Here is a 22,607-nt window from a genome sequence, read left to right on the forward strand (position 1 = left end):
CGAAAACAATGACCGGGCGGCCGGTCATTAGGACTGAGAGTTAACGGTGGATCAGGAGCTTGGCAACCGCGCCCGATTGATACCTGTTCCGAACGAAAAAGGGGCCACCGGCGAACCGGCGACCCCCTCTTGTCTTTGACATTTCTTCGGCTCGAAAAGCCGAAAAATGCTTACTTCTTGGCTTCTTCCATCGCGCCCTTGGCGGCGTCCGAAGCTTCCTTGGCAGCGTCAGCAGCTTCGGTAGCCTTGTCGGTCGCCTTGGCAGCGTCGCCAGCAGCGGCGGCATCGCCAGCAGCGTCGGCAGCGGCACCGGCTTCGCCAGCAGCAGCGGCGGTCGCGTCGGCGGCGCCTTCAGCCGCTTCCATCGCGCCGTCAGCAGCGCCTTCGACGGTCGCAGCAGCGTCTTCGGTTGCAGCAGCCGTGTCATCGGCAGCCTTTTCGGCGCAAGCAGCGAGGCCCATCGAGGCGGCGAGGACGAGCGACAGAGTGATCGATTTCTTCATTTGGGAATACCCCTCTCGGTTTGAACTGACCGATCGGCACAGGAACTGATCTATCCCGAAATATGCCAATCGCGCGCAGAATTACCGCCTCGCGGAATCGCGTGCAACGCCCTTTTTGTGCGAGCCCCGGTGTTTCGTCCGAATTCGGTCTCGGTCTGGGGACGCGTGGCGGAAATTGTGGTGCGGCGCTTGGTTGACCAGATATAAAGAAAGCTTTATATGTGTGTCCGTGAGCGAGCTAATCGACATTTTCCGTGCCTTGGCGGACCCGACGCGACTGCGAGTCGTGGCGCTTTTGCGCGAAATGGAGCTGGCAATCGGCGAATTGGCGGTCGTGCTCGACCAGAGCCAGCCGCGCGTCTCGCGCCATGTCCGGATCCTGGTCGAGGCCGGGATCGTCGAACGGCGACGCGAGGGGAGCTGGGTTTTCCTGCGGATTGCCGAAAACGGACCGGTCGCCGGGATTATCGGGCAGGCTGAAAAATGGCCATTTTCGGCGCGCGAGGCGCTGGTCATCGCGCATGATGCGCGGCGCCTGACCGCGGTGCGCGACGAACGCGCCGCAGCGGCCGAACGCTATTTCGCCGAACATGCCGACGAGTGGGACGCGATCCGGTCGCGGCATATCGCCGAGAGCGAGGTCGAAGCGGCGATGCTGGCGATGATGCACAACCGCCGGCTCGGCCACCTGCTCGATATCGGCACCGGCACCGGGCGGATGGCGGAAATTTTCGCGCCGACCGCGCGCCGCATCACCGCGCTCGATCGCAGCCCCGAAATGCTGCGGATCGCGCGCGCCAAGCTCGCGGGGCAACCGATTCCGGTCGACCTGCTGCAGGGCGATTTCCTGAACCTGCCGGTCGCCGATGCGAGCGTCGACAGTATTGTCATTCACCAGGCGCTCCACTTCGCGCACGAACCCGACCGGGTGATCGCCGAAGCGAGCCGCGTGCTGCGCGGCGGCGGCCATTTGCTCGTCGTCGACTTTGCGCCGCACGAGGATGAGGAGCTGCGCAATTTTGCTGCGCACGCACGCCTTGGCTTTTCGGACGCGCAGATCCGCGGCTGGTTCGCCTCGGCGGGCCTGCTGCTGGAAAATACACAGACGCTCGAAGGCGGGGAGCTGGCCGTGAAGCTATGGCTCGGCCGCCGTCGCAGCGATGAAGATCAACCCACCGTCCCCGGTGACGGACAAAGTAAAAGGCTTGCGGCATGACGTCGAATTTGAACTCGTTGGCGGAGGCGCGCCGTGCCGCAGCATCGCCGCTGTTCGCCAATCTCGAAGGCGATATCGGCGTCAGCTTCGAATTTTTCCCGCCGAAGACCGAGAAGATGGAAGCGCAGCTGTGGGACACGTTCCGCACGCTCGAGCCGCTGGGTCCGAGCTTCGTTTCGGTTACCTATGGCGCGGGCGGATCGACGCGCGAGCGCACCCATGCGACCGTCGCGCGTATCGCCGCCGAAAGCCGCGTTCCGCCAGCCGCGCACCTGACCTGCGTCGAGGCCTCGCGCGCCGAGATCAATGAAGTGGCAGAGGCTTATTGGGAAGCCGGGGTGCGCCATATCGTCGCGCTGCGTGGCGACGTTCCGGGCGGCGAGCCCTATCGTGCGCATCCCGATGGTTATGCCAATGCGATCGAACTGGTCGCCGGGCTGAAGGCGATCGCGCCGTTCGACATTTCGGTCGCCGCCTATCCCGAAACGCATCCCGATGCGACATGCGCCGAAGCCGACCTCGACAACCTCAAGCGCAAGCTCGACGCCGGCGCGACGCGCGCGATCACGCAATTCTTTTTCTCGCCCGATAGCTTCCTGCGCTTTCGCGATACTGCCGCGGCGGCGGGCATCGACGCGCCGATCATTCCCGGCATCCTGCCCGTGTCGAACGTGTCGCAGACGCGCCGCATGGCCGACATGTGCGGCACCGCGATCCCGGCGTGGATGGTGTCGCTGTTCGACGGACTCGACGATCACCCCGCCGCGCGCCAGCTCGTCGCGGCGACGATAGCCGCCGAAATGTGTCGCCGCTTGTATGCGGGCGGCGTGCGAGATTTCCATTTCTACACGCTCAACCGTGCCGAACTCAGCTATGCCATCTGCCACCTTCTGGGCTTGCGTCCGCGGGTGGCGCCCGCGACGGAGAAAGCAGCATGACCGCCCGTGAAGCTTTGATGGCCGCCGCGAAGGACCGCATCCTGATCACGGATGGCGCGTTCGGGACCGAAATCCAGAACTGGAAATTGTCCGAGGCCGACTATGCCGGCACGCTGGGGCTCGCGCATGACCAGAAGGGGAATAACGACATCCTCGCGCTGACCGCTCCGCACGTGCCGGAGAGCATCCATCGCGCCTATTTCGAGGCGGGGGCGGACATTGCAGAGACGAACACCTTCAGCGCCAACCGGATCAGCCAGGCCGATTATGGCGCCGAACATTTGGTGCGCGAAATCAATGTCGAGAGTGCGCGGCTGGCGCGGCGGATCGCCGACGAGTTTCAGGCGAAGGATGGTCGTCCGCGTTTCGTGGCGGGCGCGATCGGCCCGACCAACAAGACGCTGTCGCTGTCGCCCGACGTCAACGATCCCGGGTTTCGCGAGATCGACTTCGAGTATCTGAAAGATGTGTATCGCGAACAGATCGATGCGCTGGTCGAGGGCGGGGTGGATTTTATCCTGATCGAGACGATCTTCGACACGCTCAATGCCAAGGCCGGGATCATGGCGGTCATCGAGGCCGGAGAGGCACTGGGCCGTGACCTCCCGATCATGTTGTCGATGACACTAACCGACCTGTCGGGCCGTAACCTGTCGGGACATACGGTCGAGGCCTTCTGGCACGCCGTTCGCCACGCGCGGCCGTTGACGATCGGGCTCAACTGCTCCTTCGGCGCAACGCAGCTCCGCCCGCACGTCAAGACGCTCAGCGAGATCGCCGACACGCTAATCATGGTCTATCCCAATGCGGGCCTGCCCAACGAGCTCGGCGAATATGACGAGCTGCCCGACACTACCGCCGGGCTGGTTGGCGAATGGGCCGATCATGGACAGGTCAATATCCTCGGCGGCTGCTGCGGTTCGACGCCGGCGCATATCGCGGCGATCGCGAAGGCGGTAGAAGGGCTGCCGGCGCGCGTGCTGCCTGAGGTGCCGGTGCGGACAAGGCTCGCGGGACTCGAACCCTTCACTATGGCGGCCTAGTCTCCCGAAAAACAAAGCCCGTTCGCCCTGAGCTTGTCGAAGGGCTGTTCTTCCATCGGGCCATCGCAAAAGAAAAGGGCGGGGCTTCGACAGGCTCGGCCCGAACGGAAAAGAAAAACATGACAACCGCCGCCTCCTCCAGCTTCGTCAACATCGGCGAACGCACCAACGTCACGGGTTCCGCGGCGTTTAAGAAGCTGATCCTCGCCGACGATTACACCGCGGCGGTCGAGGTCGCGCGCCAGCAGGTCGAGAATGGCGCGCAGGTCATCGACGTCAATATGGACGAGGGCCTGCTCGACGCCGAATATGCGATGACGACCTTCCTGAAGCTCATCGCCGCCGAGCCCGATATCGCGCGCATCCCGGTTATGATCGATAGCTCGAAATGGGATGTGATCGAGGCGGGGCTGAAATGCGTGCCCGGCAAGCCGATCGTCAATTCGATCAGTATGAAGGAAGGCGAAGAGCCCTTCCTCGACCATGCGCGCAAGTGCATGGCGTACGGCGCTGCGGTCGTCGTGATGGCGTTCGACGAGGTCGGGCAGGCCGACACGAAGGAGCGCAAGATCGAGATCTGCGAGCGCGCGTATAAATTGCTGATGACGATCGGCTTTCCGCCCGAGGACATCATCTTCGACCCCAATGTGTTCGCGGTCGCCACTGGCCTCGAAGAGCATGACAATTATGCCGTCGATTTTATCGAGGCGGTGAAGGAAATCCGCATCCGCTGTCCGCACGTCCATTTCTCGGGCGGCCTGTCGAACCTGTCGTTCGGGTTCCGTGGTAACGAGGTTGTGCGCCGTGCGATGCACAGCGTCTTCCTCTATTATGCGATCCCCGCCGGGCTCGACATGGCGATCGTCAACGCGGGCCAGCTCGATGTCTATGATACGATCGATCCCGAACTGCGGCAGGCAGTCGAGGATGTCGTGCTCAACCGCAAGGTCGAAGGCGAAGCCGAAAGCCCGACCGAACGGCTGATCGCGCTCGCCGAACGTTACAAAGGCACCAATGCGGCGCAGGAAAAGGCGGCCGAGGAATGGCGCGGATGGACGGTCGAAAAGCGTCTCGAACATGCGCTGGTCAAGGGCATCGACGCCTATGTCGTCGACGATACTGAGGAAATGCGTCTGTTGCTACCGCGCCCGATCGAAGTGATCGAAGGGCCGCTGATGGACGGGATGAATGTCGTCGGCGACCTGTTCGGGTCGGGCAAGATGTTCCTGCCGCAGGTCGTCAAATCGGCGCGCGTGATGAAAAAGGCGGTGGCGCATTTGCTGCCCTTCATTGAGGCGGCGAAGGAACCCGGCGCGAAGGGTAAGGGCAAGGTCGTGATGGCGACCGTGAAGGGCGACGTCCACGATATCGGCAAGAATATCGTCGGCGTCGTGCTGCAATGTAACGGCTTCGAGATCGTCGACCTCGGCGTGATGGTGCCGTGGTCGAAGATCCTCGAGGCAGCGAACGAGAATGACGCCGACATGATCGGCCTCTCGGGCCTCATTACCCCCTCGCTCGACGAGATGGTAACGGTCGCCGAGGAAATGCAGCGCGCGGGCATGACGATGCCGCTGCTGATCGGCGGCGCCACGACGTCGAAGGTTCACACCGCGCTCCGCATCGATCCCGCCTATCAAGGACCCGTGCTCCACGTCCTCGACGCCAGCCGCGCGGTCGGCGTTGCGACGTCGCTGGTCAGCGACACCGGGCGCGATGCCTATGTGCAGGGTTACAAAGACGATTACGCCCATGTCCGCGACGTACGCGCGGGCAAGGGGCAGAGCGTGCTCCACAGCCTCGAAGAGGCGCGCGCCAATTTTTACGACGCCTATTTGAGCGACAAGCCCGCGCCGCCGATGCAGCCGGGGCTGCATCGCTTCGACGACTGGTCGCTCGAAGATTTGCGCGAATGCATCGACTGGACGCCCTTCTTCCGGGCGTGGGAGCTGCACGGCACCTATCCGTCAATCCTGGAAGACGAGGTGGTCGGCGAGACGGCGGTGGCACTCAAGGCCGATGCCGACGCGATGCTCGACAGACTGATCGCCGAAAAATGGCTGACCGCGCGCGGCGTCTGCGCCTTCTGGCCCTGCGCGCGCGACGGCGACAGCGTCACCATCCACCTAGCCGACGAGGAGCGCCATGTGACGCTCCCCTTCCTGCGCCAGCAGATCAAGAAGAGCCGCGACCGTGCCAATATGTGTCTCGCCGACTTCATCGATCCGGCGGGCGACTGGATGGGCGGCTTTGCGGTCGGCATCCACGGCATCGAGCCTTTTTCGGAGCGCTTCCGCGCCGACAAGGACGATTATTCGGACATCCTGCTGAAGGCACTGGCGGATCGTTTCGCCGAAGCCTTCGCCGAGCGGCTGCACCAGCATGTTCGCACCACCTTGTGGGGCTATGCGCCGGGCGAACAGCTGACCAACGAGGCACTGATCAAGGAAGAATATCGCGGTATCCGTCCGGCCCCCGGCTATCCCGCCTGTCCCGATCACAGCCTGAAGCCGATCCTGTTCGACCTGCTTCGGGCAGAGGAAAATGCTGGGCTGGTGCTGACCGAAAGCTTTGCGATGCTGCCCACGGCTGCCGTGAGCGGCTTCTATTTCGGACACCCCGAAAGCCAGTATTTCGGTGTCGCGCGGATCGGCAGCGACCAGCTCGAAGATTATGCGGCGCGGCGCGGGGTCGATATCGAAACCGCAACGCGCTGGCTGCGCCCGAACCTCGATTAACGCGCCTCGGCACGCCTGTCCGATAAGGGGACAGGCGTGCGGTTAACCAGCTTCGCGAACGACGGGTGCGCCAAAAGCCGCTATGGGCGGAGCATGTTCAAGGCAATTCTCCATCGGCCCCTGTTGCCGCTGCTCGCCCTTCCGCTGCTTCTCGCGCCGGCGCCGCTGCCCGCGCAGACCGGCACCGCGCCCTACAGCGTCGACGGCCGTGGCTTTAACCGGCTTCAGGAAGCGGTCGATGCGATCGGCGACGGCGAGGGCACGATCCGCATCGGACCCGGCTATCATCGCGACTGCGCGGTGCAGACCGCCGGCCGCATCGCCTTTGTCGCCGCTGAACCCGGCCGCGCGGTCTTCGACGGCGTGACCTGCGAGGGGAAGGCGACGCTGGTGCTGCGCGGCAACGGGGCGCGTGTCGACGGGATCGTGTTCCAGAATCTGCGCGTGCCCGACGGCAATGGCGCGGGCATCCGCCTCGAGCGCAGCAATCTCGATATCGTGAACAGCATGTTCCGCAATAGCGAGGAAGGCATACTGACCGGTGACGATGCGGCGGCGACGCTGACGATCACCCGCTCGACCTTCTCGCGGCTCGGCCGCTGCGACCGCGGGCTCAGCTGCGCGCACAGCGTTTACACCGGCGCGTATGGCCGCGTCATCGTGACGAACACGCGCTTCGAAAAAGGCAGCGGCGGCCATTATCTCAAGACGCGTTCGCCGCAGGTTGAGATCAGCGACAACAGTTTCGACGATACGCAGGGGAAGGGGACCAATTATTTGATCGACCTGCCCGCGGGATCGACCGGCCGCGTCACGGACAACCTGCTCATCCAGGGCCGTGACAAGGAAAATTATGCGGTACTGATCGCGGTCGCAGCCGAGGCGCGCGACAATCCGTCACGCGGGCTGGTGATCACCGGCAATCGCGCCAGCGTGCCGCAGGGTCTGGACCGCAAGACGATCTTCGTCGCCGACTGGAGCGGCGAGCCGCTCGCGATCGGACCGAACGAGATCGGCCCGGGACTGACGCGCTTCGAGAAAATTTCGGATTAGGCTTCGCCGCGCGTTTCGATAAGCGACGCGGCGAGCGCTTCGGCGGGCGATTTTCCGCCCCACAGCACGAACTGGAACACCGGGTAAAAGCGCTCGCATTCGTCGATCGCGCTTTCGATCAGCGTTTCTGTCATCTCGAGCGGCAGCGCCGCGTCGGCGCCGAGCAGCATGCCGTGGCGGAACAATATCGTGCCGCTGTTCGACCAGAGCTCGAAATGGCCGAGCCACAATTGTTCGTTGATCAGCGCGAGAGCCTCGTGCGCGACGGCACGCTTGTCTTCGACAACGCGGATGTCGGGGAAGGCGAGGAGCTGGATCACGCCATCGTCGGCGCGCCACACCGCGCGCAGCTCGTATGTCGTCCAGCTGCCCTGCGCGGTCGCGACGATCTCATCCTCGCCGACCATCTCGTGCGGCCAGTCGTGCGCGGCAAAATAGGACGCGAGCATCTCCATCGGGGCTGCGTCCTGGCCGTCATCGTCGTCGTAAATATCGTCACTCATGCGCGCGCCTTAGCCCGGATGGTACGATGACGCGAGTCCGCGTCCCGTGCCATCCGGGGAATTATTGTGCATAAACTGCCAAAAGCGCGTCCGCGTGTCTCAGCTCTTGGGCTTGTGCGCCGCGGGTTTGGCAGCGGGTTTTGCGGCCGGCTTCGCAGCGGCTTTCGGTGCGGCAGCGGCCTTAGGCGCGGCCGCGGGCTTCGCGACACCCTCAAGCTTGTCGAGACGCGCCTTCAGCGCTTCGGCTTCGGCGCGTGCGGTGGCGGCCATTTTCTTTACCGCCTCGAATTCCTCACGGCTGACGAAATCCATGCGGCCAACCCATTCCTTGGCGCGGTCGCGCATCGCGGACTCGGCTTCGCGGCCCGCGCCCGCGACGGTTCCGGCAATGCCGTTCACCATCTTGGCCAGATCGTCGAAAAAGCGGTTTTCGCTCTGCATGTCTAAATTCCTCCGTCGGGGCTATCCCCTTGCCACTATCCTATTTGGGTGCTGGCAGCGGCGGGAACAAGGGTTTCGGCATCGGGATTGCGCTGATCAATCTGGAAATTGAGGATCGCGGCAAAGCTGAGCCAGATCATATAGGGCACGAGCAGCCACGCCGCGGCCTTGCGGATCGGCGCAAAAGCGAAGGCGGTAGCGACCGTCACCATCAGGATGAAGATGATCACATAGAGCGCGGTCGTCACTTGATGCTGCCCGAAAAACAGCGGCGACCAGGCGAAATTGGCGAAAAGCTGGACGAAAAAAAGCAGCAGCGCAAAACCGCGCCCCTTCGCGCCGCGCGCGTGCAGGATCATCGCGAGCGACAGGCCAAGGCAGATATAGAGGAGCGGCCAGACGGTGCCGAACACCCAGCCCGGCGGGGTGATTGGCGGCAGGTCGAGCGCGGCGAACCAGCGATTGCCATAACCGCTGTTCGACAACAGGCCCGACAGGCTGCCCGCGAGCACGATGGCTGGCACGGTGACGAGCGCCCAGCGCAGATAGGACATGCGAAGCTGCCCCGGCGTTGCGATTTCGGTCATGTCCGCATTATCCCCCACACGCGAATCCGTTGCATCGGTGTCGCGATTGTGCGGCGCAGCGTCAAGCGGCTCGCTTCACCGCAGCAATCAGAAATTCAACATTTCCTTCGGGGCCAGTAATCGGGCTTTCGACGAGATCGACGACGTCCCAGCCTTCGCCGGTCAGCCAGTCACGCACTTCGGCGCAAACGCGGGCGTGCACCGTGGCATCGCGGACGACGCCTTTTTTGCCGACTTCGTGACGTTCGGCCTCGAACTGCGGCTTGATCAGCGCGACCATCCGCGCGCCGGATTTCGCGAAGCCCATCGGCACCGGCAGCACCTTCGACAGCGCGATGAAGCTGGCGTCGCAGACGATCAGGTCGACGGATTCGGGGATGTGCGTCGGCGTCAGGATACGCGCACTCGTCTGTTCATGGACGACAACGCGCTCGTCTTGCCGCAGCTTCCACGCGAGCTGGTTGGTGCCCGAATCCACGGCATAAACGCGCGCCGCGCCGCGGCTGAGCAACACGTCGGTGAACCCGCCCGTTGACGATCCGACGTCGATCGCGACCGCGCCGCTCACGTCCCAGCCCAGATGCGTGAGCGCATGGTCGAGCTTAATCCCGCCGCGCGACACCCACGGATGGTCGCGGCCCTTGACGCTGACCTCGGCATCATCGGCAACCTGCTGCCCCGCCTTGTCGATCTTGCGGTCGCCGACAAAGGCAAGCCCCGCCAGGATCAGCGCCTGCGCGCGCGTCCGGCTTTCGGCGAGGCCGCGGTCCACGAGCAACTGGTCGGCGCGCTGTTTGGCCATCAGGGCTTCGCCTTGTCGGTGAGCAGGCCGGGGGTCAGGATCTGCGGCAGGATTTCGGGCTTGGCGGCGCCCGGCGCATACCAGAGATAAAGCGGCACGCTGTTGCGGCCATGTTCCGCCAGCGTGCGCGTGATGACCGGATCACCGTTCGTCCAGTCGCCGACGAGCGTGACAACGCCTGCCTTGTCGAATGCACGCTGCACCGCCTCGCGATTGATCGCCCCTGCCTCGTTCGCCTTGCACGACAGGCACCAGTCGGCGGTGAAATAGACGAAGACGGGTTTGCCGGTGGCGCGCGCCCTGGTCAGCGCTTCGGCAGAGAAGGTCGATCCGGCGCCATCGGCGGCGCGTTCGGCCTTGGCGACTTCGGCCACCGTGCCCGCGAGGCTGCCGAGCAGGAGCAGGCCCGAGGCAATCAGCAGCCACGATCGCCGGTCGCCGCGCTGGATCGCGCCGAAATGGGTGAGCAGGACAAGCGCCATGGCGACGGCGGTGACCGGCCATATGAGCTGTTCGCCGCTGCCGAGCTGGCGCCACAGCAACCAAGCCAGTGCGAGCGTGGTCAGTCCCATCGGCAGCGCCATCCATTTGCGGAAGCGGTCCATCCACGGTCCGGGCTTGGGTAGCCGGTTCCGCAGCGCGGGCACAAAGCCGATCGCAAGGAAGGGCAGGGCAAGCCCCAGCCCCAGACCGCCGAAGATCGGCAGCGCGGCCCAGGCGGGCAGCACCAGCGTTGCGCCGAGCGCCGCGCCGAGCAGCGGGCCGCTGCACGGCGTCGCGACGAAGGCCGCGAGCGCGCCAGTCCAGAAGCCGCCGGATGCTCCGCCCTTGTCGACCAGCGCCTGCCCACCACCGAAGGACGGCAGCTCATAGGCGCCGAGCAGGTTGAGTGTGATTGCCAGCGCAAGGATCAGCAGCGCCAATACGCTCACCGGATGCTGCAACTGGAACGCCCAGCCGACCTGTTCGCCCGCCGCGCGGAGCGCAAGCAGCGCGCCGCCGAGGAGCAGCGCGGTCACGATGGCGCCCGCCGTATAGGCCAGCGCCTCGACCTTCGCCGAGCGCACATCGCCACCCGAGCGCGCGAGGCTTAGCGCCTTGAGGCTCAGTATCGGGAAGACGCAGGGCATCAGGTTGAGGATTAGCCCGCCAAGGATGGCGCCGCCGAGCGCGGTCCAGAACAGGCCCATGTCGATGCCGGCGGCCTTCCCGGCGATCACCTCGCCCGCGGCCGGCACGGTGCCGGGTTCGAGCGTCAACGACAGCCCTCGCCCGCCGCCGAGCTTCAGTAGCGCCGAAACCGGCCCCGCCTTTTCCCCCTTCGCGCGCGTCTCGACTATGATGTGGTCCCTGTTGCGGCTGACGTTTTGGGGGGCGGCATAGTCGACCACATCCTGCGTTTCGACGAACAGGTGCGGCGCGTCGATCGCGGTCGTGGCGGGGAGGGGAATGGCGAAGCGCACCATGGCGCCGCGCCTTTCCCAAGTGCCGTGGCGATCGAGCGGTTGCGGAAGCAGCGCGCGCCAAGCGTCGAAGCGGGTGCGTTCCGCGGGCACGATTTTTCCATCGCCGGCCTTCAGCGCGACCGAAATCACGGCTTTCTCCGGCACGCACACCTTGTCGGTGCAGGCGAGCCAGTTCGCGACCCCGGACAAAGTCAGGTCGGTGCCCGGCGCGACGTTCTTGTCGACCTGCACCTCGGCGAGCAGCGCATAGGGATGCTCATAGACATGGTTCATCATGCCGAAGAGGATCAGCGCGTCGGGCACCGGATAGCGGAAGGGGGAGATCGTCACGCCTTCGGGGGCGTTCCATTCGACCGACAGGCCGAAGCCCGCGTCGCCGCCATTCGCCCAATAGCCGTGCCACGTTTTTTCGGGCGCCATCGTCAGTGCGAGCGTCGTGCTGCTGCCGGGGGTCGGCGCCGCCGACTCGGCAACCAGTTTGGGCTGGATATGCGTCGATTGCGCGTGCGCGGGGCCGGCCATGACGCCGACCAGCGTCAGCAATGCCAGTAGCGTGCGCACCATAAGTGTCACAAAAGCCTCACTCTGCAAATTCATGGCTATGCCCGCGCCCGTTCATCGTTCGAAGGCTTGCCATATAGGCGGCTTTCGACGAGAGGACAGCCCGCGCTGACACCCTCAGGTTGGAGAAGCCGTCCGTGAAGCTGAAATATCTGTCCACTGCCCTTGCCGCCGTGCTTTGTGTTGCCGCTGCCGGAACCGGTCTCGCGCAGAATAGCGCGCCCCCGTTACAAAAAGTTACCGCCGCGACCCCGGCACCAAAGCTTGTCGTGATGATTGCGGTCGATCAGTTTTCAGCCGACCTTTTCGCCGAATATCGTGGGCATTTCACCGGCGGACTCGCGCGGCTTGCGTCGGGCGTCGTCTTTCCTTCGGGTTATCAGTCGCACGGCGCGACCGAAACCTGCCCCGGCCATTCGACGATCCTGACCGGGAACCACCCGGCACACACCGGGATCGTCGCCAATAATTATTTCGACCTGTCGGTCGCGCGCGCCGACAAGCGCGTTTATTGCGCCGAGGATGAGACGGTCGCAGGGACGACGTCGAAGGGCGGCGAATATGCGCCGTCGGTAAACCATCTGCTCGTCCCGACGCTCGGCGATTTGATGAAGGCGCGCGATCCGAAGGCGCAGGTCGTCTCGGTGTCGGGCAAGGATCGTTCGGCGATCATGATGGGCGGCCGTCAGGCCGACGAACTGATGTGGCTCGCGCCCACCGGGCTCACCAGCTATCGCGGTACGACGCTGTCGCCCGCCGCACAGCAGGCAAGCGCCGCGATTGCGGCCGCGATCAACCAGCCGCGCCCCGCAATGACGCTGCCCGCCGATTGCACGGCGCACGACATCGCGATCCCGGTCGGCGACAAGGGCGCGACCGTGGGCACCGGCCGGATGGCGCGCGATGCCGGCGACTTCCGCAAGTTCATGGCGTCGCCCGAGGCCGACGGCGCGGTCCTCGCGACCGCCGCCGCGCTGCGCCAGGTGCGCAAGATGGGCGAGGGTAGCAACACCGACCTGCTGATCGTCGGCCTGTCGGCGACCGACTATGTCGGCCACAGCACCGGCACCGAAGGCAGCGAAATGTGCCTCCAGATGGCGGGTCTCGACCGCGAGCTGGGTGAATTCTTCGCAAAGCTCGATGCCACCGGAATCGATTATGTCGTCGCGCTGACTGCCGACCATGGCGGGCACGACCTGCCCGAACGCAACCGCCAGAACGCTTGGCCCTATGCGCAGCGCATCGACAAGGCGCTCAACCCCGGCGCGATCGGCAAGGAAGTCGCCGAAAAGCTCGGCCTGCCGCAACCCATTCTTTATGGCGACGGCGACGATTATTATTTCGCGAAGACGCTGACCGCAGCGCAGCGCAAGGCCGTGCTCGCCGAAATCCTGCCGCGCCTCCGCGCGCATCCGCAGGTCGAGGCAGTGGTGACGCGCGACCAGCTCGACGCGCACCCGATCTCGAAGCGTGCGCCCGACACGTGGAGCCTGCTCGACAAGCTGCGCGCATCCTATAATCCGCAGCGGTCGGGCGATTTCATCATCGCGCTGAAGCCGCGGGTCACGCCGATCCCCGAATCGGGCATCGGTTATGTCGCGACGCACGGGTCGGTGTGGGATTATGACCGCCGCGTGCCGATCCTCTTCTGGCGCAAGGGGCTCGCGGGTTTCGAACAGCCCAACGCGGTGATGACGGTCGATATCATGCCGACGCTGGCGTCGGTCGTCGGTGTCCCCGTCGATGCGAACAAGATTGATGGCCGCTGCCTCGACCTGTTGTCGGGGCCCGAGAGCAGCTGTCGCTAAGGACAGAAAAGAAGGACCTATGACCAAAGCATTGCGGAATTTCTCCGGCCGGTTCCTGCTGGTGGGCTGCGGCAATATGGCGGGCGCAATGCTCGATCGCTGGCTGGCGGCGGGTCTCGACCCGGCGCTGGTCGCGATCGTCGATCCCTATGCGACGGCGCGAAAGGGCATCGCCCAATATGCGTCGCTGGATGAATGGCAGGCCGCGGGCGGCAGCGCCGACTGGATCATGCTCGGCATGAAGCCGCAGCAGCTTGGCGACGTCGCCGACGTGCTGGCGCCGCTCGCGACCGGCAAGGTTCATCTGCTCTCGATCCTCGCGGGCGTCTCGCTCGCCGATCTCGCGGCGCGTTTCCCCGATGCGGGTGCGCAGGTCCGTATCTTGCCGAACCTTGCCGCGCGCATCGGCGCCGGGGTTTCGGCGGTTGCGACGCTGGGCGATGCCGACGATGCGGCGATCGACGCACTGCTCGACACGCTAGGCAAAACGGTGCGGCTCGCCGACGATTCGACGATGGATCTTGTCACCGCCTTCACGGGCAGCGGCCCCGCTTTCGTCTTCCGCCTGATCGAGGCCTATGCTGCGGCGGGCGAACGGCTGGGCCTGTCGGCCGAGGACTCGCTGGCACTCGCCACCGCGACCTTTGGCGGTGCGACGGCCTTGCTCGCCGACAGCGGCGAAAAGCCCGGCGTGCTGATCGCGCAGGTTGCGAGCAAGGGCGGTACGACGCAGGCCGGGCTCGATGTGCTCGACAGCGACGGCCAGCTTGCGGCGCTGCTCACCAATGTGCTGCGCGCGGCGCGCGATCGCGGGCGTGAGCTTGCGGATATTGCGCGCGGCGAGGGCTGACCCGTCATAACCCGCTCGTGTCGAGCGAAGTCGAGACACCTCTCGGTGTGGCGCCCAGCCGATGGGCATCTCGACTTCGCTCGATGCGAACGGAATTAAGTATGGCTAGTCCACCTCTTTCCCCAGCATCGCGATCCGGCGGCGTTCGCGCGGCGGGACGAGCGCTTCGCTGACCTGCCAGAACCCCGTCACCGCCTGCTGCCCCGCATGGGTGTAGGCGCGGCTCATCGTGTCGCGGAGCGTCGTGAAGATCGCGCTCTCGGCCGCGCGGCCGGCGTCGGTCAGGCGAAGCTCCTTCGCGCGCCGGTCGCGATTGCCGGGGCGCGTCGTCAGATAGTCGCGCGCCTCCAACTCCTTTACGACCCGCCCGAGCGACTGTTTGGTAATGCCGAGCAGGGCGAGCAGGTCCGAAATCGTCAGCGCCGGTTGCCGCGCGATGAAATAGAGCGCGCGGTAATGCGCGCGCCCAAGCTCCTTTTCGGCGAGCCGCGCATCGATCGCGCGCCACAGCGAAGCATGGGCGAAAAAGAGGAATTCGATGCCGCGGCGCACTTCATCTTCGCGCAAGAAAAGAGCAGAGGCAGCGGGTACTTGTGAAAGAAAATTCTCATCCTGCATAGTCGCTACCGTTGCGCGTCGCGCCGGTCTTTGGCAAGAGGCCCGCTCCACAAACCCGCTGGAGCGGCGGTTTCGATGGAATCGAAAGCATCGCTCCAGCTTCTTTGTTTTACCGCGTTTTCCGAGTCATCAGGCGGTTCCGCCTGACTTGAAAACGCTCTGACACAGGTGTTTTCGCATGTCCGCTCCCGCCTTCACCCATCTGCCGCACTCCAATCCGGTCGCGGACGATGTACGGGCGGCGGCGATCGCCGATCCGGCGTTCGGGCGCGTCTTCACCGATCATATGGTATCGATCCGCTACACCGAAGGGCAAGGCTGGCATGACGCGCAAGTGATGCCGCGCGGGCCGCTGTCGCTCGATCCCGCGACCGCGGTGCTCCATTATGCGCAGGAAATCTTCGAAGGGCTGAAGGCCTATCGCCTCGACGACGGATCGATGGCGCTGTTCCGGCCCGAGGCCAACGCCGCCCGCTTTAATGCGAGCGCGCGCCGCATGGCGATGGCCGAATTGCCCGAGGAACTCTTCATCGCCGCGGTGAAGGAAGCCGTTGCCGCCGATGCACACTGGTTCCCGCCGGTCGAGGGGGGCGCGCTCTACCTCCGCCCCTTCATGTTCGCGAGCGAAGTGTTCCTCGGCGTCAAGCCCGCTGCCGAATATCAGTTCCTCGTCATCACCTCGCCGGTCGGCAATTATTTCAAGTCGGGTGCCCCCGCGATCTCGCTCTGGGTGTCGGAGGATTATACCCGCGCCGCGCCCGGTGGCACCGGCGCCGCCAAATGCGGCGGCAACTATGCCTCCAGCCTCGTTGCGCAGCGCGAGGCGATCGCCAAGGGCCACGACCAGGTTGTCTTCCTCGACGCCGCCGAGCATCGCTGGATCGAGGAACTGGGCGGCATGAACATGTTCTTCGTCTTCGACGACGGCAGCATCGTCACCCCGCCGCTGACCGGCACGATCCTGCCCGGCATCACGCGCGACGCGATCATCACGCTGGCGCGCGACGCCGGCCTGACGGTGCGTGAGGAACCCTATGCAATCGACCAGTGGCAGGCCGATGCGGAGAGCGGCAAGCTCACCGAAAGCTTCGCCTGCGGCACGGCCGCGGTGGTAACGCCGGTCGGCAAGGTCACGCGTGGCAATTCGAGCTTCACCATCGGCGCCGGCGGTCCGGGGCAGGTGACGACGAAGCTCAAGGACAAGCTCGTCGATATCCAGCGCGGTCGCGCCGCCGATCCGCACGGTTGGGTCACCCGCCTCTAAGGCTGCCTTGCAATAACCGGCGGCGCGCTATAGAGCGCGCCTCGCACCGGCCCGTTGGGGCGTCGCCAAGTGGTAAGGCAGCGGCTTTTGATGCCGCCATTCGCAGGTTCGAATCCTGCCGCCCCAGCCAGCCGGTGTTTTCAGAGGCGCTCGTAAGCTCTCAGAGCTTCTCGGCTAAATCAATAAAAACAATGAGTTATCTTGAGACGGAATCGCGATTCCGCTCAGGCGGTCCCCTTGCAGCTCGACCCGTTTTTGGTCAGATTGTTGGTAGCAATTCCGCTCTTACCAACAAATTGCGCGCGCACAGGATTCGAACCTGTTCGCGTGACGGGAAAGGCTGTGCCCATGCTCACCAACGTCGCCATCAAGGCGTTCAAGCCCGCGTCGAAACCCTACAAAAAATCGGATGGCGGCGGGCTGTTTCTGCTCATCTCTCCCAATGGATCGAAAGCCTGGCGCTTCGCCTACCGCTTCGACGGAAAACAGAAGCTGCTGTCGGGCGGACCATTCCCGGCAACGACATTACTTGCGGCTCGCGGATGGCGCGACATGATGAAGCATCAGCTTGCGCTGGGGCTTGACCCATCCGCTGAGCGAAAGGCCGCGAAGGGCAGGGCGGTCGCGGGAGTCACCGCGGAAATCGCGAACAGCTTCGAGCATATCGCTCGCGAATGGCTCGAGACGCGCATGCTGGCTTGGTCACCGCGTTATGCGGCGCTTGTCATCGGGCGGCTCGAGGCGGACGTGTTCCCGGCTGTCGGGAAGCTCGAGATCAACACGATCACCCCGCGTCAGATGCTCGACGCAATCCGCGCGATCCAGGCGCGCGGTGCGATCGAAATGGCTCATCGGGTCAAGAACCATTGCAGTGAGATTTTTCGCTACGCGATTCCAGACGGTCGCTGCGAGAGTGATCCTTGTCGCGATCTTTCGCCGGCGCTGACGAAGGCGCGGCCGGTCAAACATCATCCGAAAGTCGCCGCCAAAGATTTGCCCGCGTTTTTTACCAAGCTCAACGCCGATGGGGCGGAGCGCATGAGCCATCTCGCGCTGCGCTGGACTATCCTGACGATGGTCCGAACGCAAGAAACGCGCTTTGCCGAATGGCACGAATTCGAGGATCTCGACGGTCCAAACCCCATGTGGCGGATATCGCCCGAGCGGATGAAGATGCGGTCGGAGCATCTCGTGCCGTTGCCTCGCCAGGCGCTCGATCTCCTTCAGGAGATCAACGATATCAATCTTTACCGCAAAGCTGGCAATGTGAAGCTAGGCCGCTTCCTCTTCCCTGTGGCCTACACCAAATCCCGGGTCATCAGTAATAATCGGATGCTAGACATCATGTACCGGATGGGGCTTCGCGGGAAGGCGACCGTCCATGGATTTCGTGGCCTTGCGAGCACTGTGTTGAACGAAAGCGGCCTCTTCGAACCCGACTGGATCGAATGCCAGTTGGCGCACCAGCCTCGCGGCGTGCGGGCGGCCTATAACTCTGCGCGGTATCTCGCTCATCGGCGACCAATGATGCAATGGTGGGCGGACTATCTTGACGCGGCCGAGGCTAAAGGGGCGGATGCGAACTGATGGCCGACTTGAGACGGTCGGCTATATATAGGAGATCACAGCAAAGCGGACATCGCCTTGCCTTTTCGAATATCAGAGCATCAGCGGGGCAATTCAATGGAATCGCCGTCCGCTTCCTGCCGTACTCACCTGTTGCCGCGTCGGCATCTCCAGATAATGCGGCGAAATCGGCTCGAAGCCTCACCCGGTCGTCAGCCAATATGTTCCCTGATTTGGTCCCCTGCAAAGTCCATGAAAGCCTGTATGCGCGGAGTGCGCCTCAGATCCGGATGAATGAGAAGCCACACTTCCGATTGCAGTTCAGCAACGGGCACGCCGCACGCGCGCAATCCCAGATGACGGGCGAGGTAGGTCGGCACGAGCGCCTTGCCGACGCCCGCTGACGCGGCCTGCGCAGCAGCCCACATGCTATTGACGCTCAGCGCGACCTCGGCTTCCGAAACGCGACCCGACAGCCAGCGAGATGACGGAATAGAGGAAAGACTGTCGTCGAGAACAATCCACCGTAAATCATCCGGTGCACCCTTGGCAGCGTAAACGCCGAAGTCGAACGATCCGGCTCGCCGGCCGACGAGCGTCTCGGGCGGCGAACGCGTCGGGCGAATGGCCACTTCCGCCTCGTAGCGCGCCATGTCGGCGAAATCGTTCGATACGATCAGATCAACTCGGATTTCGGCGTACCGGTTATTGAAAGCCGGCAGCATCCCGGTGATCAGAGGCACAAGCGAATCCGCTGTTGTAATAGTGATGCGCCCTTCGAGCTGGCGTCCGCCGCCCGCCATCTGGCGCCGCGCGTCAGCGAGGCTAGCGTCTATGGCAGTGGCGGCAAGCGCCAGCTCCTCCCCCAACGTCGTCGGGCTGTAGCGCCCGCCCATACGCTGGAACAGCGGCGCTCCGGCCTCGGCCTCGAGATCCTTTAGCCGGCGATAGAGCGTTGCCAGATGAATGTTGAGCGCGGTCGCTGCTACAGTGGGTCTTCCGGTTCTCGCGAGCGCTCCGATCAGAAGAAGATCATCGGTCGACAGCATTTTTTCGCGTCCATGCGAATGAGTTTCGCAAATTATGCAGAAGAATTCGCTGCAGCGCAAATCAATATATCGATCCTACCGAGGAGATCGACATGAAAAGACTGCTTCATCTCAAGGCATCGCCGCGCGCCGATGGGTCGCATTCCCTCGCGGCGGCGCACAAGTTTCTGGAAACATTGCACAGCAGGAGCGGCGCAATCGATGTTGCGGAGGTCGACGTGTGGAAGACCGACCTTCCGCATCTCGACGGAGCCTTGCTCGCAGCAAAATATGCCATGCTTTCGGGAGGGGCCTTGAAGGCCGACGAAGCGCTCGCTTGGAGCGCGATCCAGACTATGGTCCAGGAGCTCGATGCCGCCGACGTCGTCTTGATCTCGACACCTATGTGGAACCTCTCGATCCCCTACCGGCTCAAGCATTATATCGATCTGGTGACCCAGCCGGGACTAAGTTTTCGCTTCCATCCCGAAACAGGCTATGTGCCATTGCTGCGTCCCCGCCCGGTGGTAGCGATCCTTGCCAGCGCGGGCGATTTCTCCGAAGGCCCTTCGTGGGGACGACCGGATCTTGCCACCCCCTATCTGCAAGAGGCACTGAAATTTATCGGACTTCGCGATGTCGAGATTGTCCCGATCTGTCTCACCGCGGGGAAGCCGGAAGCCGCCACCGCCGCCGCGGCGCGCGCGCAAGAAGCGCTCGAGCAACTGGCCAACCGGCTCGCCGAGAATGCTGCATGAACCAGGCAACCGGCTGGGCGCTGCTCATCTTTTCCGGTGTCCTCGATGTGATGTGGGCATTCGCGACCAAGAAATCGCAAGGCATGACCCATTGGGGCTGGGGCACCTTCTCCCTTCTGTTGCTCGCCGGCTTCGTCATTGCCTTAAGCAAAGCCCTTTCCGTGCTTCCCTTGGGGATGGCCTACGCAGTCTGGACCGGCATCGGCGCGGTCGGCTCGGTCATCGTCGGGGCGATCCTGTTTGGCGAGCCGCTGACCGCTACGCGCATCTCCTACATCGCCATCATCGTCATCGCCATTGCCGGGCTCAACATCGGATCGGCTGAGAATCCAGCCGGTTAGACAGTGGCCGGACGCTGCGGACGGCACTGCCGGACACTATTTGCAACAAAGCTCTTAAACGATCTGACGGGGAGTCTCGCCGGCGCCAAAGACTATCGCGTGTCCGCCGAATGTGTCCATATACTCGCGGATGCGCGACACCTTCCCGTCGGCGGTTTCGAATATGAAGACATAGACGAGATCAAAATCCTGCCCGCCTGCGAGTGTTGCGCGCTGCCTTTGTTCGATCACGACGCGATTTCCTTCCGCGGTGGAAGAGATCACATCGATCTCCATGCCGTTGCTAAACAGCCGGCGGAAGTCTTCGAGGATGAATTTGATAATGGCATCGGGACCGACCATGTGGTGCGTGACGCCGAGAGCGACTGCGGTCGCGTTTGCCGGAGGGGCCAGCCATTCGACATCCTGCGTAACCGCCGCGCGGATCTTCGCAGGATCGCGGGAAAAGAGCGCAGCCCAATATGCTTTGACGATCTCCCTCGCAGTGAGGGAAAGGCTCTGTTCATTCTGGTCGGGCATTCGGTATATCTCCGTTCAAGCTTTCCGGAAACCGTGCACGTTGATCGGTGATCACCAATGCAGATCGGTCTCGCGGCGGGGGAGCCAGGTTCCGCGGAACGGAGCCGGAGCCCGACGGCGTGTCTGTCGCAAGAGACCTCGTTCTGCTCGCGATTATCGGACTCCATCATTTGCGAATTTGAAGGAGTCCGATTTCCGCTAGTGTCCGATACCCGAAATCGCCAAGGTTGTGCGATGCTGGACGACGACGCCTGCTATTCGCGCCTCGCCCGACGCGACCCTGCTGCCGATGGCGAGTTCTTCGTCGCGGTAAAGACGACCGGCATTTACTGCCGCCCGATCTGTCCGGCGAGGTTGCCCCTCCGACAAAATGTCAGCTTCTTCCGCACGGCGGCCGCAGCGCATGCCAACGGGTACCGGCCCTGTCTGCGCTGCCGACCGGAATCCGCTCCGGATAGCCCGGCGTGGCTCGGCACTCTGGCTTCGGTGCGGCGAGCACTGAACCTTATCGACAACGGCTTTCTCGTCGATCGTGACGTCGATGCTCTGGCGGATACGTTGGGCATGACGGCGCGTCACCTGCGGCGATTGTTCATGAAACATCTCGGCGTCGGCCCGATGGCAGTTGAGCAAGTGAGACGCTTGCACCTCGCCAAGAAGCTAATGCATGAAACCGCGCTGCCGATCACCGAAATCGCCTTCGCTGCCGGCTATGGCAGTCTCAGGCGTTTCAATGAGGTATTCCTGAAGGCGTTCAAACGGCCGCCCTCGTCATTGCGCAGAAAAAGGGAAGTGAACAGCAGCGCGGCGCCGCTGGCGGTGTCCATAGCGCTGAGGCCAGACAGCATATCATTCCCCACACCTGATCAGTTGGCGCTTGAGGTCGGCACCTCGGCAAGCGCCCTGATCCGGTCAGTGAAGGGCAGCGCCGTCACCGTGGAGCTGGTTAACATTGCGCCCAAAGACATTGCCGCAGCGATCAGCGAGATAAAGCAGCGACTTCATGGCCATCGGCCGGGCGTTGCCATACGGCAGCCACCGCTTGCTGCTCCGGCGGGCGGGAATGCAGGCAATCAAGCTGATGGCACGGCAGGCTGAGACGACAGGCCGCGAGGCTCTTTCGAGCCGTGTCCGCCTGCGACCGAGACGCCGATCTCGCCAATGAGCCAGTCGAACAACTGTAAAACGCCTTCCCGCTGATCACCGTCGCGGCGCATGATCCAGTAACTCCGACGTGCAATCCGGATGTGACAGAAAGGCATAGTTAGTTCCCCGCTATCGAGTTCCCTGCCGAAAAGTTGCGGCGAGAGCAGCGCAATGCCCTGCCCCGCCAGAGCCGCCACGGCCGCGAGATCGAGCGTCGGAAAGCTATTATTCCGGAGGCCTTCGAAAACCTCGACCTCGCCTAGGCCCGCCGCGCCGAACCAGTGCGGCCAGTCGTCCGTCGCCAACAAGGGACAGCCGGGCAGCTCCGCGAGGGAATCGAGGTCGAGCCGTGCCGCCAAGGAAGGTGACAGCATCGGCGTCAGTTCAAGATCGAACAGGTGCCTCGATTCGAAACCCTTCCAGTCCCCGCGGCCGCTCCGGATTGCGATGTCGAAATACTCCCGCGGCCGGACCTCCGCCGACACGTCGCTGACAATCGCCAGCTCCGGGTGCAGTGTTTGCATTTCCACGAGGCGCGGGGCCAGCCATCGCGCGCCGAACGTCGGCGTGACGCTAAGCCGCACCTGTTTGCTCGACCGACACGCCAGTACCGCCTCGCTCAGCTGCTCCAGGATTTTTCCCATGTCATCGCCCAGCCGGCTGCCCGCTGCCGTGAGCTTCAAGGTCGGCCCGCGCCGTTCGAACAGGGGTTCGCCAAGGTCGAGCTGGAGATCGCGCATGCGCTGGCTCATTGCAGCCGCCGTGATCCCGGCTTCTGCCGCCGCTTTCGAAAAATTCTGATGCCGGGCGGCGATCTCGAACAGGCGAAGCGACTCTAAAGGGGGCAGCCGAAACATG

General features: G+C 63.8%; 22 protein-coding genes and 1 tRNA gene. 13 read left to right on the forward strand and 10 right to left on the reverse strand.

What is annotated here, in order from left to right; genetic code table 11:
• Positions 1-170: 170 nt before the first annotated feature.
• The gene (locus GGC65_RS17070; RefSeq protein WP_192648255.1) at positions 171-503 is read right to left on the reverse strand and encodes a hypothetical protein; all 333 of its coding nucleotides are present in this window, start codon (positions 501-503) and stop codon (positions 171-173) included.
• A 229-nt stretch (positions 504-732) separates the two neighbouring features.
• Here GGC65_RS17070 and GGC65_RS17075 point away from each other — a divergent pair, with 229 nt between their 5' ends.
• From GGC65_RS17075 to GGC65_RS17095, 5 genes are all read left to right on the forward strand, one after another.
• Positions 733-1,719, forward strand: coding sequence for an ArsR/SmtB family transcription factor (locus GGC65_RS17075; RefSeq protein ID WP_192648256.1), 987 nt, complete (start codon positions 733-735; stop codon positions 1,717-1,719).
• Entirely contained in the window at positions 1,716-2,657 is a 942-nt protein-coding gene (gene metF / locus GGC65_RS17080) for a methylenetetrahydrofolate reductase (protein WP_192648257.1), read from the forward strand. The genes GGC65_RS17075 and metF overlap by 4 nt, the downstream gene beginning before the upstream one ends.
• Complete coding sequence (locus GGC65_RS17085; RefSeq protein WP_192648258.1) at positions 2,654-3,700, forward strand: homocysteine S-methyltransferase family protein; 1,047 nt, start codon at positions 2,654-2,656, stop codon at positions 3,698-3,700. The genes metF and GGC65_RS17085 overlap by 4 nt, the downstream gene beginning before the upstream one ends.
• Positions 3,701-3,819: 119 nt before the next feature.
• Complete coding sequence (gene metH / locus GGC65_RS17090) at positions 3,820-6,438, forward strand: methionine synthase (protein ID WP_192648259.1); 2,619 nt, start codon at positions 3,820-3,822, stop codon at positions 6,436-6,438.
• Positions 6,439-6,531: 93 nt separating this feature from the next.
• Positions 6,532-7,491 (forward strand): right-handed parallel beta-helix repeat-containing protein, encoded by a 960-nt coding sequence (locus GGC65_RS17095; RefSeq protein WP_192649586.1) that lies wholly within the window; start codon positions 6,532-6,534, stop codon positions 7,489-7,491.
• Here the strand turns inward: GGC65_RS17095 and GGC65_RS17100 are convergent.
• From GGC65_RS17100 to GGC65_RS17120, 5 genes are all read right to left on the reverse strand, one after another.
• A complete protein-coding gene (locus tag GGC65_RS17100) occupies positions 7,488-7,994 on the reverse strand; it encodes a YbjN domain-containing protein (protein WP_192648260.1) in 507 nt (168 codons plus the stop codon). The two genes, GGC65_RS17095 and GGC65_RS17100, sit on opposite strands and share 4 nt — an antisense overlap.
• Before the next feature lie 99 nt (positions 7,995-8,093).
• Complete coding sequence (locus GGC65_RS17105) at positions 8,094-8,435, reverse strand: accessory factor UbiK family protein (RefSeq protein WP_192648261.1); 342 nt, start codon at positions 8,433-8,435, stop codon at positions 8,094-8,096.
• Positions 8,436-8,470: 35 nt separating this feature from the next.
• On the reverse strand, positions 8,471-9,022 hold the full coding sequence (locus GGC65_RS17110) for a TspO/MBR family protein (RefSeq protein WP_192648262.1): 552 nt from the start codon (positions 9,020-9,022) through the stop codon (positions 8,471-8,473).
• A gap of 61 nt (positions 9,023-9,083) precedes the next feature.
• Positions 9,084-9,824: a TlyA family RNA methyltransferase gene (locus GGC65_RS17115; protein WP_192648263.1), complete on the reverse strand. Its 741-nt coding sequence runs from the start codon at positions 9,822-9,824 to the stop codon at positions 9,084-9,086.
• A complete protein-coding gene (locus tag GGC65_RS17120) occupies positions 9,824-11,887 on the reverse strand; it encodes a protein-disulfide reductase DsbD family protein (RefSeq protein ID WP_192648264.1) in 2,064 nt (687 codons plus the stop codon). The genes GGC65_RS17115 and GGC65_RS17120 overlap by 1 nt, the downstream gene beginning before the upstream one ends.
• An 86-nt stretch (positions 11,888-11,973) precedes the next feature.
• Between GGC65_RS17120 and GGC65_RS17125 the strand changes: the two genes are divergently transcribed.
• Together GGC65_RS17125 and proC are read left to right on the forward strand one after the other, a co-directional pair.
• A complete protein-coding gene (locus GGC65_RS17125) occupies positions 11,974-13,659 on the forward strand; it encodes an alkaline phosphatase family protein (RefSeq protein WP_225940870.1) in 1,686 nt (561 codons plus the stop codon).
• A 19-nt stretch (positions 13,660-13,678) separates the two neighbouring features.
• Positions 13,679-14,509 carry a pyrroline-5-carboxylate reductase gene (gene proC / locus GGC65_RS17130; protein WP_192648265.1) on the forward strand — a complete coding sequence of 277 codons (831 nt, stop codon included), beginning with the start codon at positions 13,679-13,681 and terminating at the stop codon, positions 14,507-14,509.
• A 105-nt stretch (positions 14,510-14,614) separates the two neighbouring features.
• On the opposite strand, the gene GGC65_RS17135 is transcribed toward proC, so the two are convergent.
• A complete protein-coding gene (locus GGC65_RS17135; RefSeq protein ID WP_192648266.1) occupies positions 14,615-15,127 on the reverse strand; it encodes a MarR family winged helix-turn-helix transcriptional regulator in 513 nt (170 codons plus the stop codon).
• 178 nt (positions 15,128-15,305) lie between these two features.
• Between GGC65_RS17135 and GGC65_RS17140 the strand changes: the two genes are divergently transcribed.
• The 3 genes from GGC65_RS17140 to GGC65_RS17150 all read left to right on the forward strand — a co-directional run bounded on the left by GGC65_RS17140 (position 15,306) and on the right by GGC65_RS17150 (position 17,978).
• Complete coding sequence (locus tag GGC65_RS17140) at positions 15,306-16,391, forward strand: branched-chain amino acid aminotransferase (protein ID WP_192648267.1); 1,086 nt, start codon at positions 15,306-15,308, stop codon at positions 16,389-16,391.
• A gap of 55 nt (positions 16,392-16,446) precedes the next feature.
• Positions 16,447-16,521 (forward strand) — tRNA-Gln (locus GGC65_RS17145).
• Between the two features lie 218 nt (positions 16,522-16,739).
• Positions 16,740-17,978 (forward strand): tyrosine-type recombinase/integrase, encoded by a 1,239-nt coding sequence (locus tag GGC65_RS17150; RefSeq protein WP_225940871.1) that lies wholly within the window; start codon positions 16,740-16,742, stop codon positions 17,976-17,978.
• Between the two features lie 191 nt (positions 17,979-18,169).
• On the opposite strand, the gene GGC65_RS17155 is transcribed toward GGC65_RS17150, so the two are convergent.
• Positions 18,170-19,006: a LysR family transcriptional regulator gene (locus GGC65_RS17155; RefSeq protein WP_192648268.1), complete on the reverse strand. Its 837-nt coding sequence runs from the start codon at positions 19,004-19,006 to the stop codon at positions 18,170-18,172.
• A 92-nt stretch (positions 19,007-19,098) separates the two neighbouring features.
• On the opposite strand from GGC65_RS17155, the gene GGC65_RS17160 reads away from it, so the two are divergent.
• Together GGC65_RS17160 and GGC65_RS17165 are read left to right on the forward strand one after the other, a co-directional pair.
• The gene (locus GGC65_RS17160; protein WP_192648269.1) at positions 19,099-19,743 is read left to right on the forward strand and encodes an FMN-dependent NADH-azoreductase; all 645 of its coding nucleotides are present in this window, start codon (positions 19,099-19,101) and stop codon (positions 19,741-19,743) included.
• Positions 19,740-20,084 (forward strand): DMT family transporter, encoded by a 345-nt coding sequence (locus GGC65_RS17165; RefSeq protein ID WP_192648270.1) that lies wholly within the window; start codon positions 19,740-19,742, stop codon positions 20,082-20,084. The genes GGC65_RS17160 and GGC65_RS17165 overlap by 4 nt, the downstream gene beginning before the upstream one ends.
• A 54-nt stretch (positions 20,085-20,138) precedes the next feature.
• Here GGC65_RS17165 and GGC65_RS17170 read toward each other — a convergent pair whose 3' ends face one another.
• Entirely contained in the window at positions 20,139-20,603 is a 465-nt protein-coding gene (locus GGC65_RS17170) for a nuclear transport factor 2 family protein (protein ID WP_192648271.1), read from the reverse strand.
• A 234-nt stretch (positions 20,604-20,837) separates the two neighbouring features.
• Between GGC65_RS17170 and GGC65_RS17175 the strand changes: the two genes are divergently transcribed.
• Complete coding sequence (locus tag GGC65_RS17175; protein ID WP_192648272.1) at positions 20,838-21,701, forward strand: bifunctional transcriptional activator/DNA repair enzyme AdaA; 864 nt, start codon at positions 20,838-20,840, stop codon at positions 21,699-21,701.
• Here the strand turns inward: GGC65_RS17175 and GGC65_RS17180 are convergent.
• Positions 21,677-22,606, reverse strand: coding sequence for a LysR substrate-binding domain-containing protein (locus tag GGC65_RS17180; RefSeq protein WP_192648273.1), 930 nt, complete (start codon positions 22,604-22,606; stop codon positions 21,677-21,679). The two genes, GGC65_RS17175 and GGC65_RS17180, sit on opposite strands and share 25 nt — an antisense overlap.
• Position 22,607: the final 1 nt, after the last annotated feature.

The organism is Sphingopyxis sp. OAS728 (assembly GCF_014873485.1).
Taxonomy (GTDB): Bacteria; Pseudomonadota; Alphaproteobacteria; order Sphingomonadales; family Sphingomonadaceae; genus Sphingopyxis.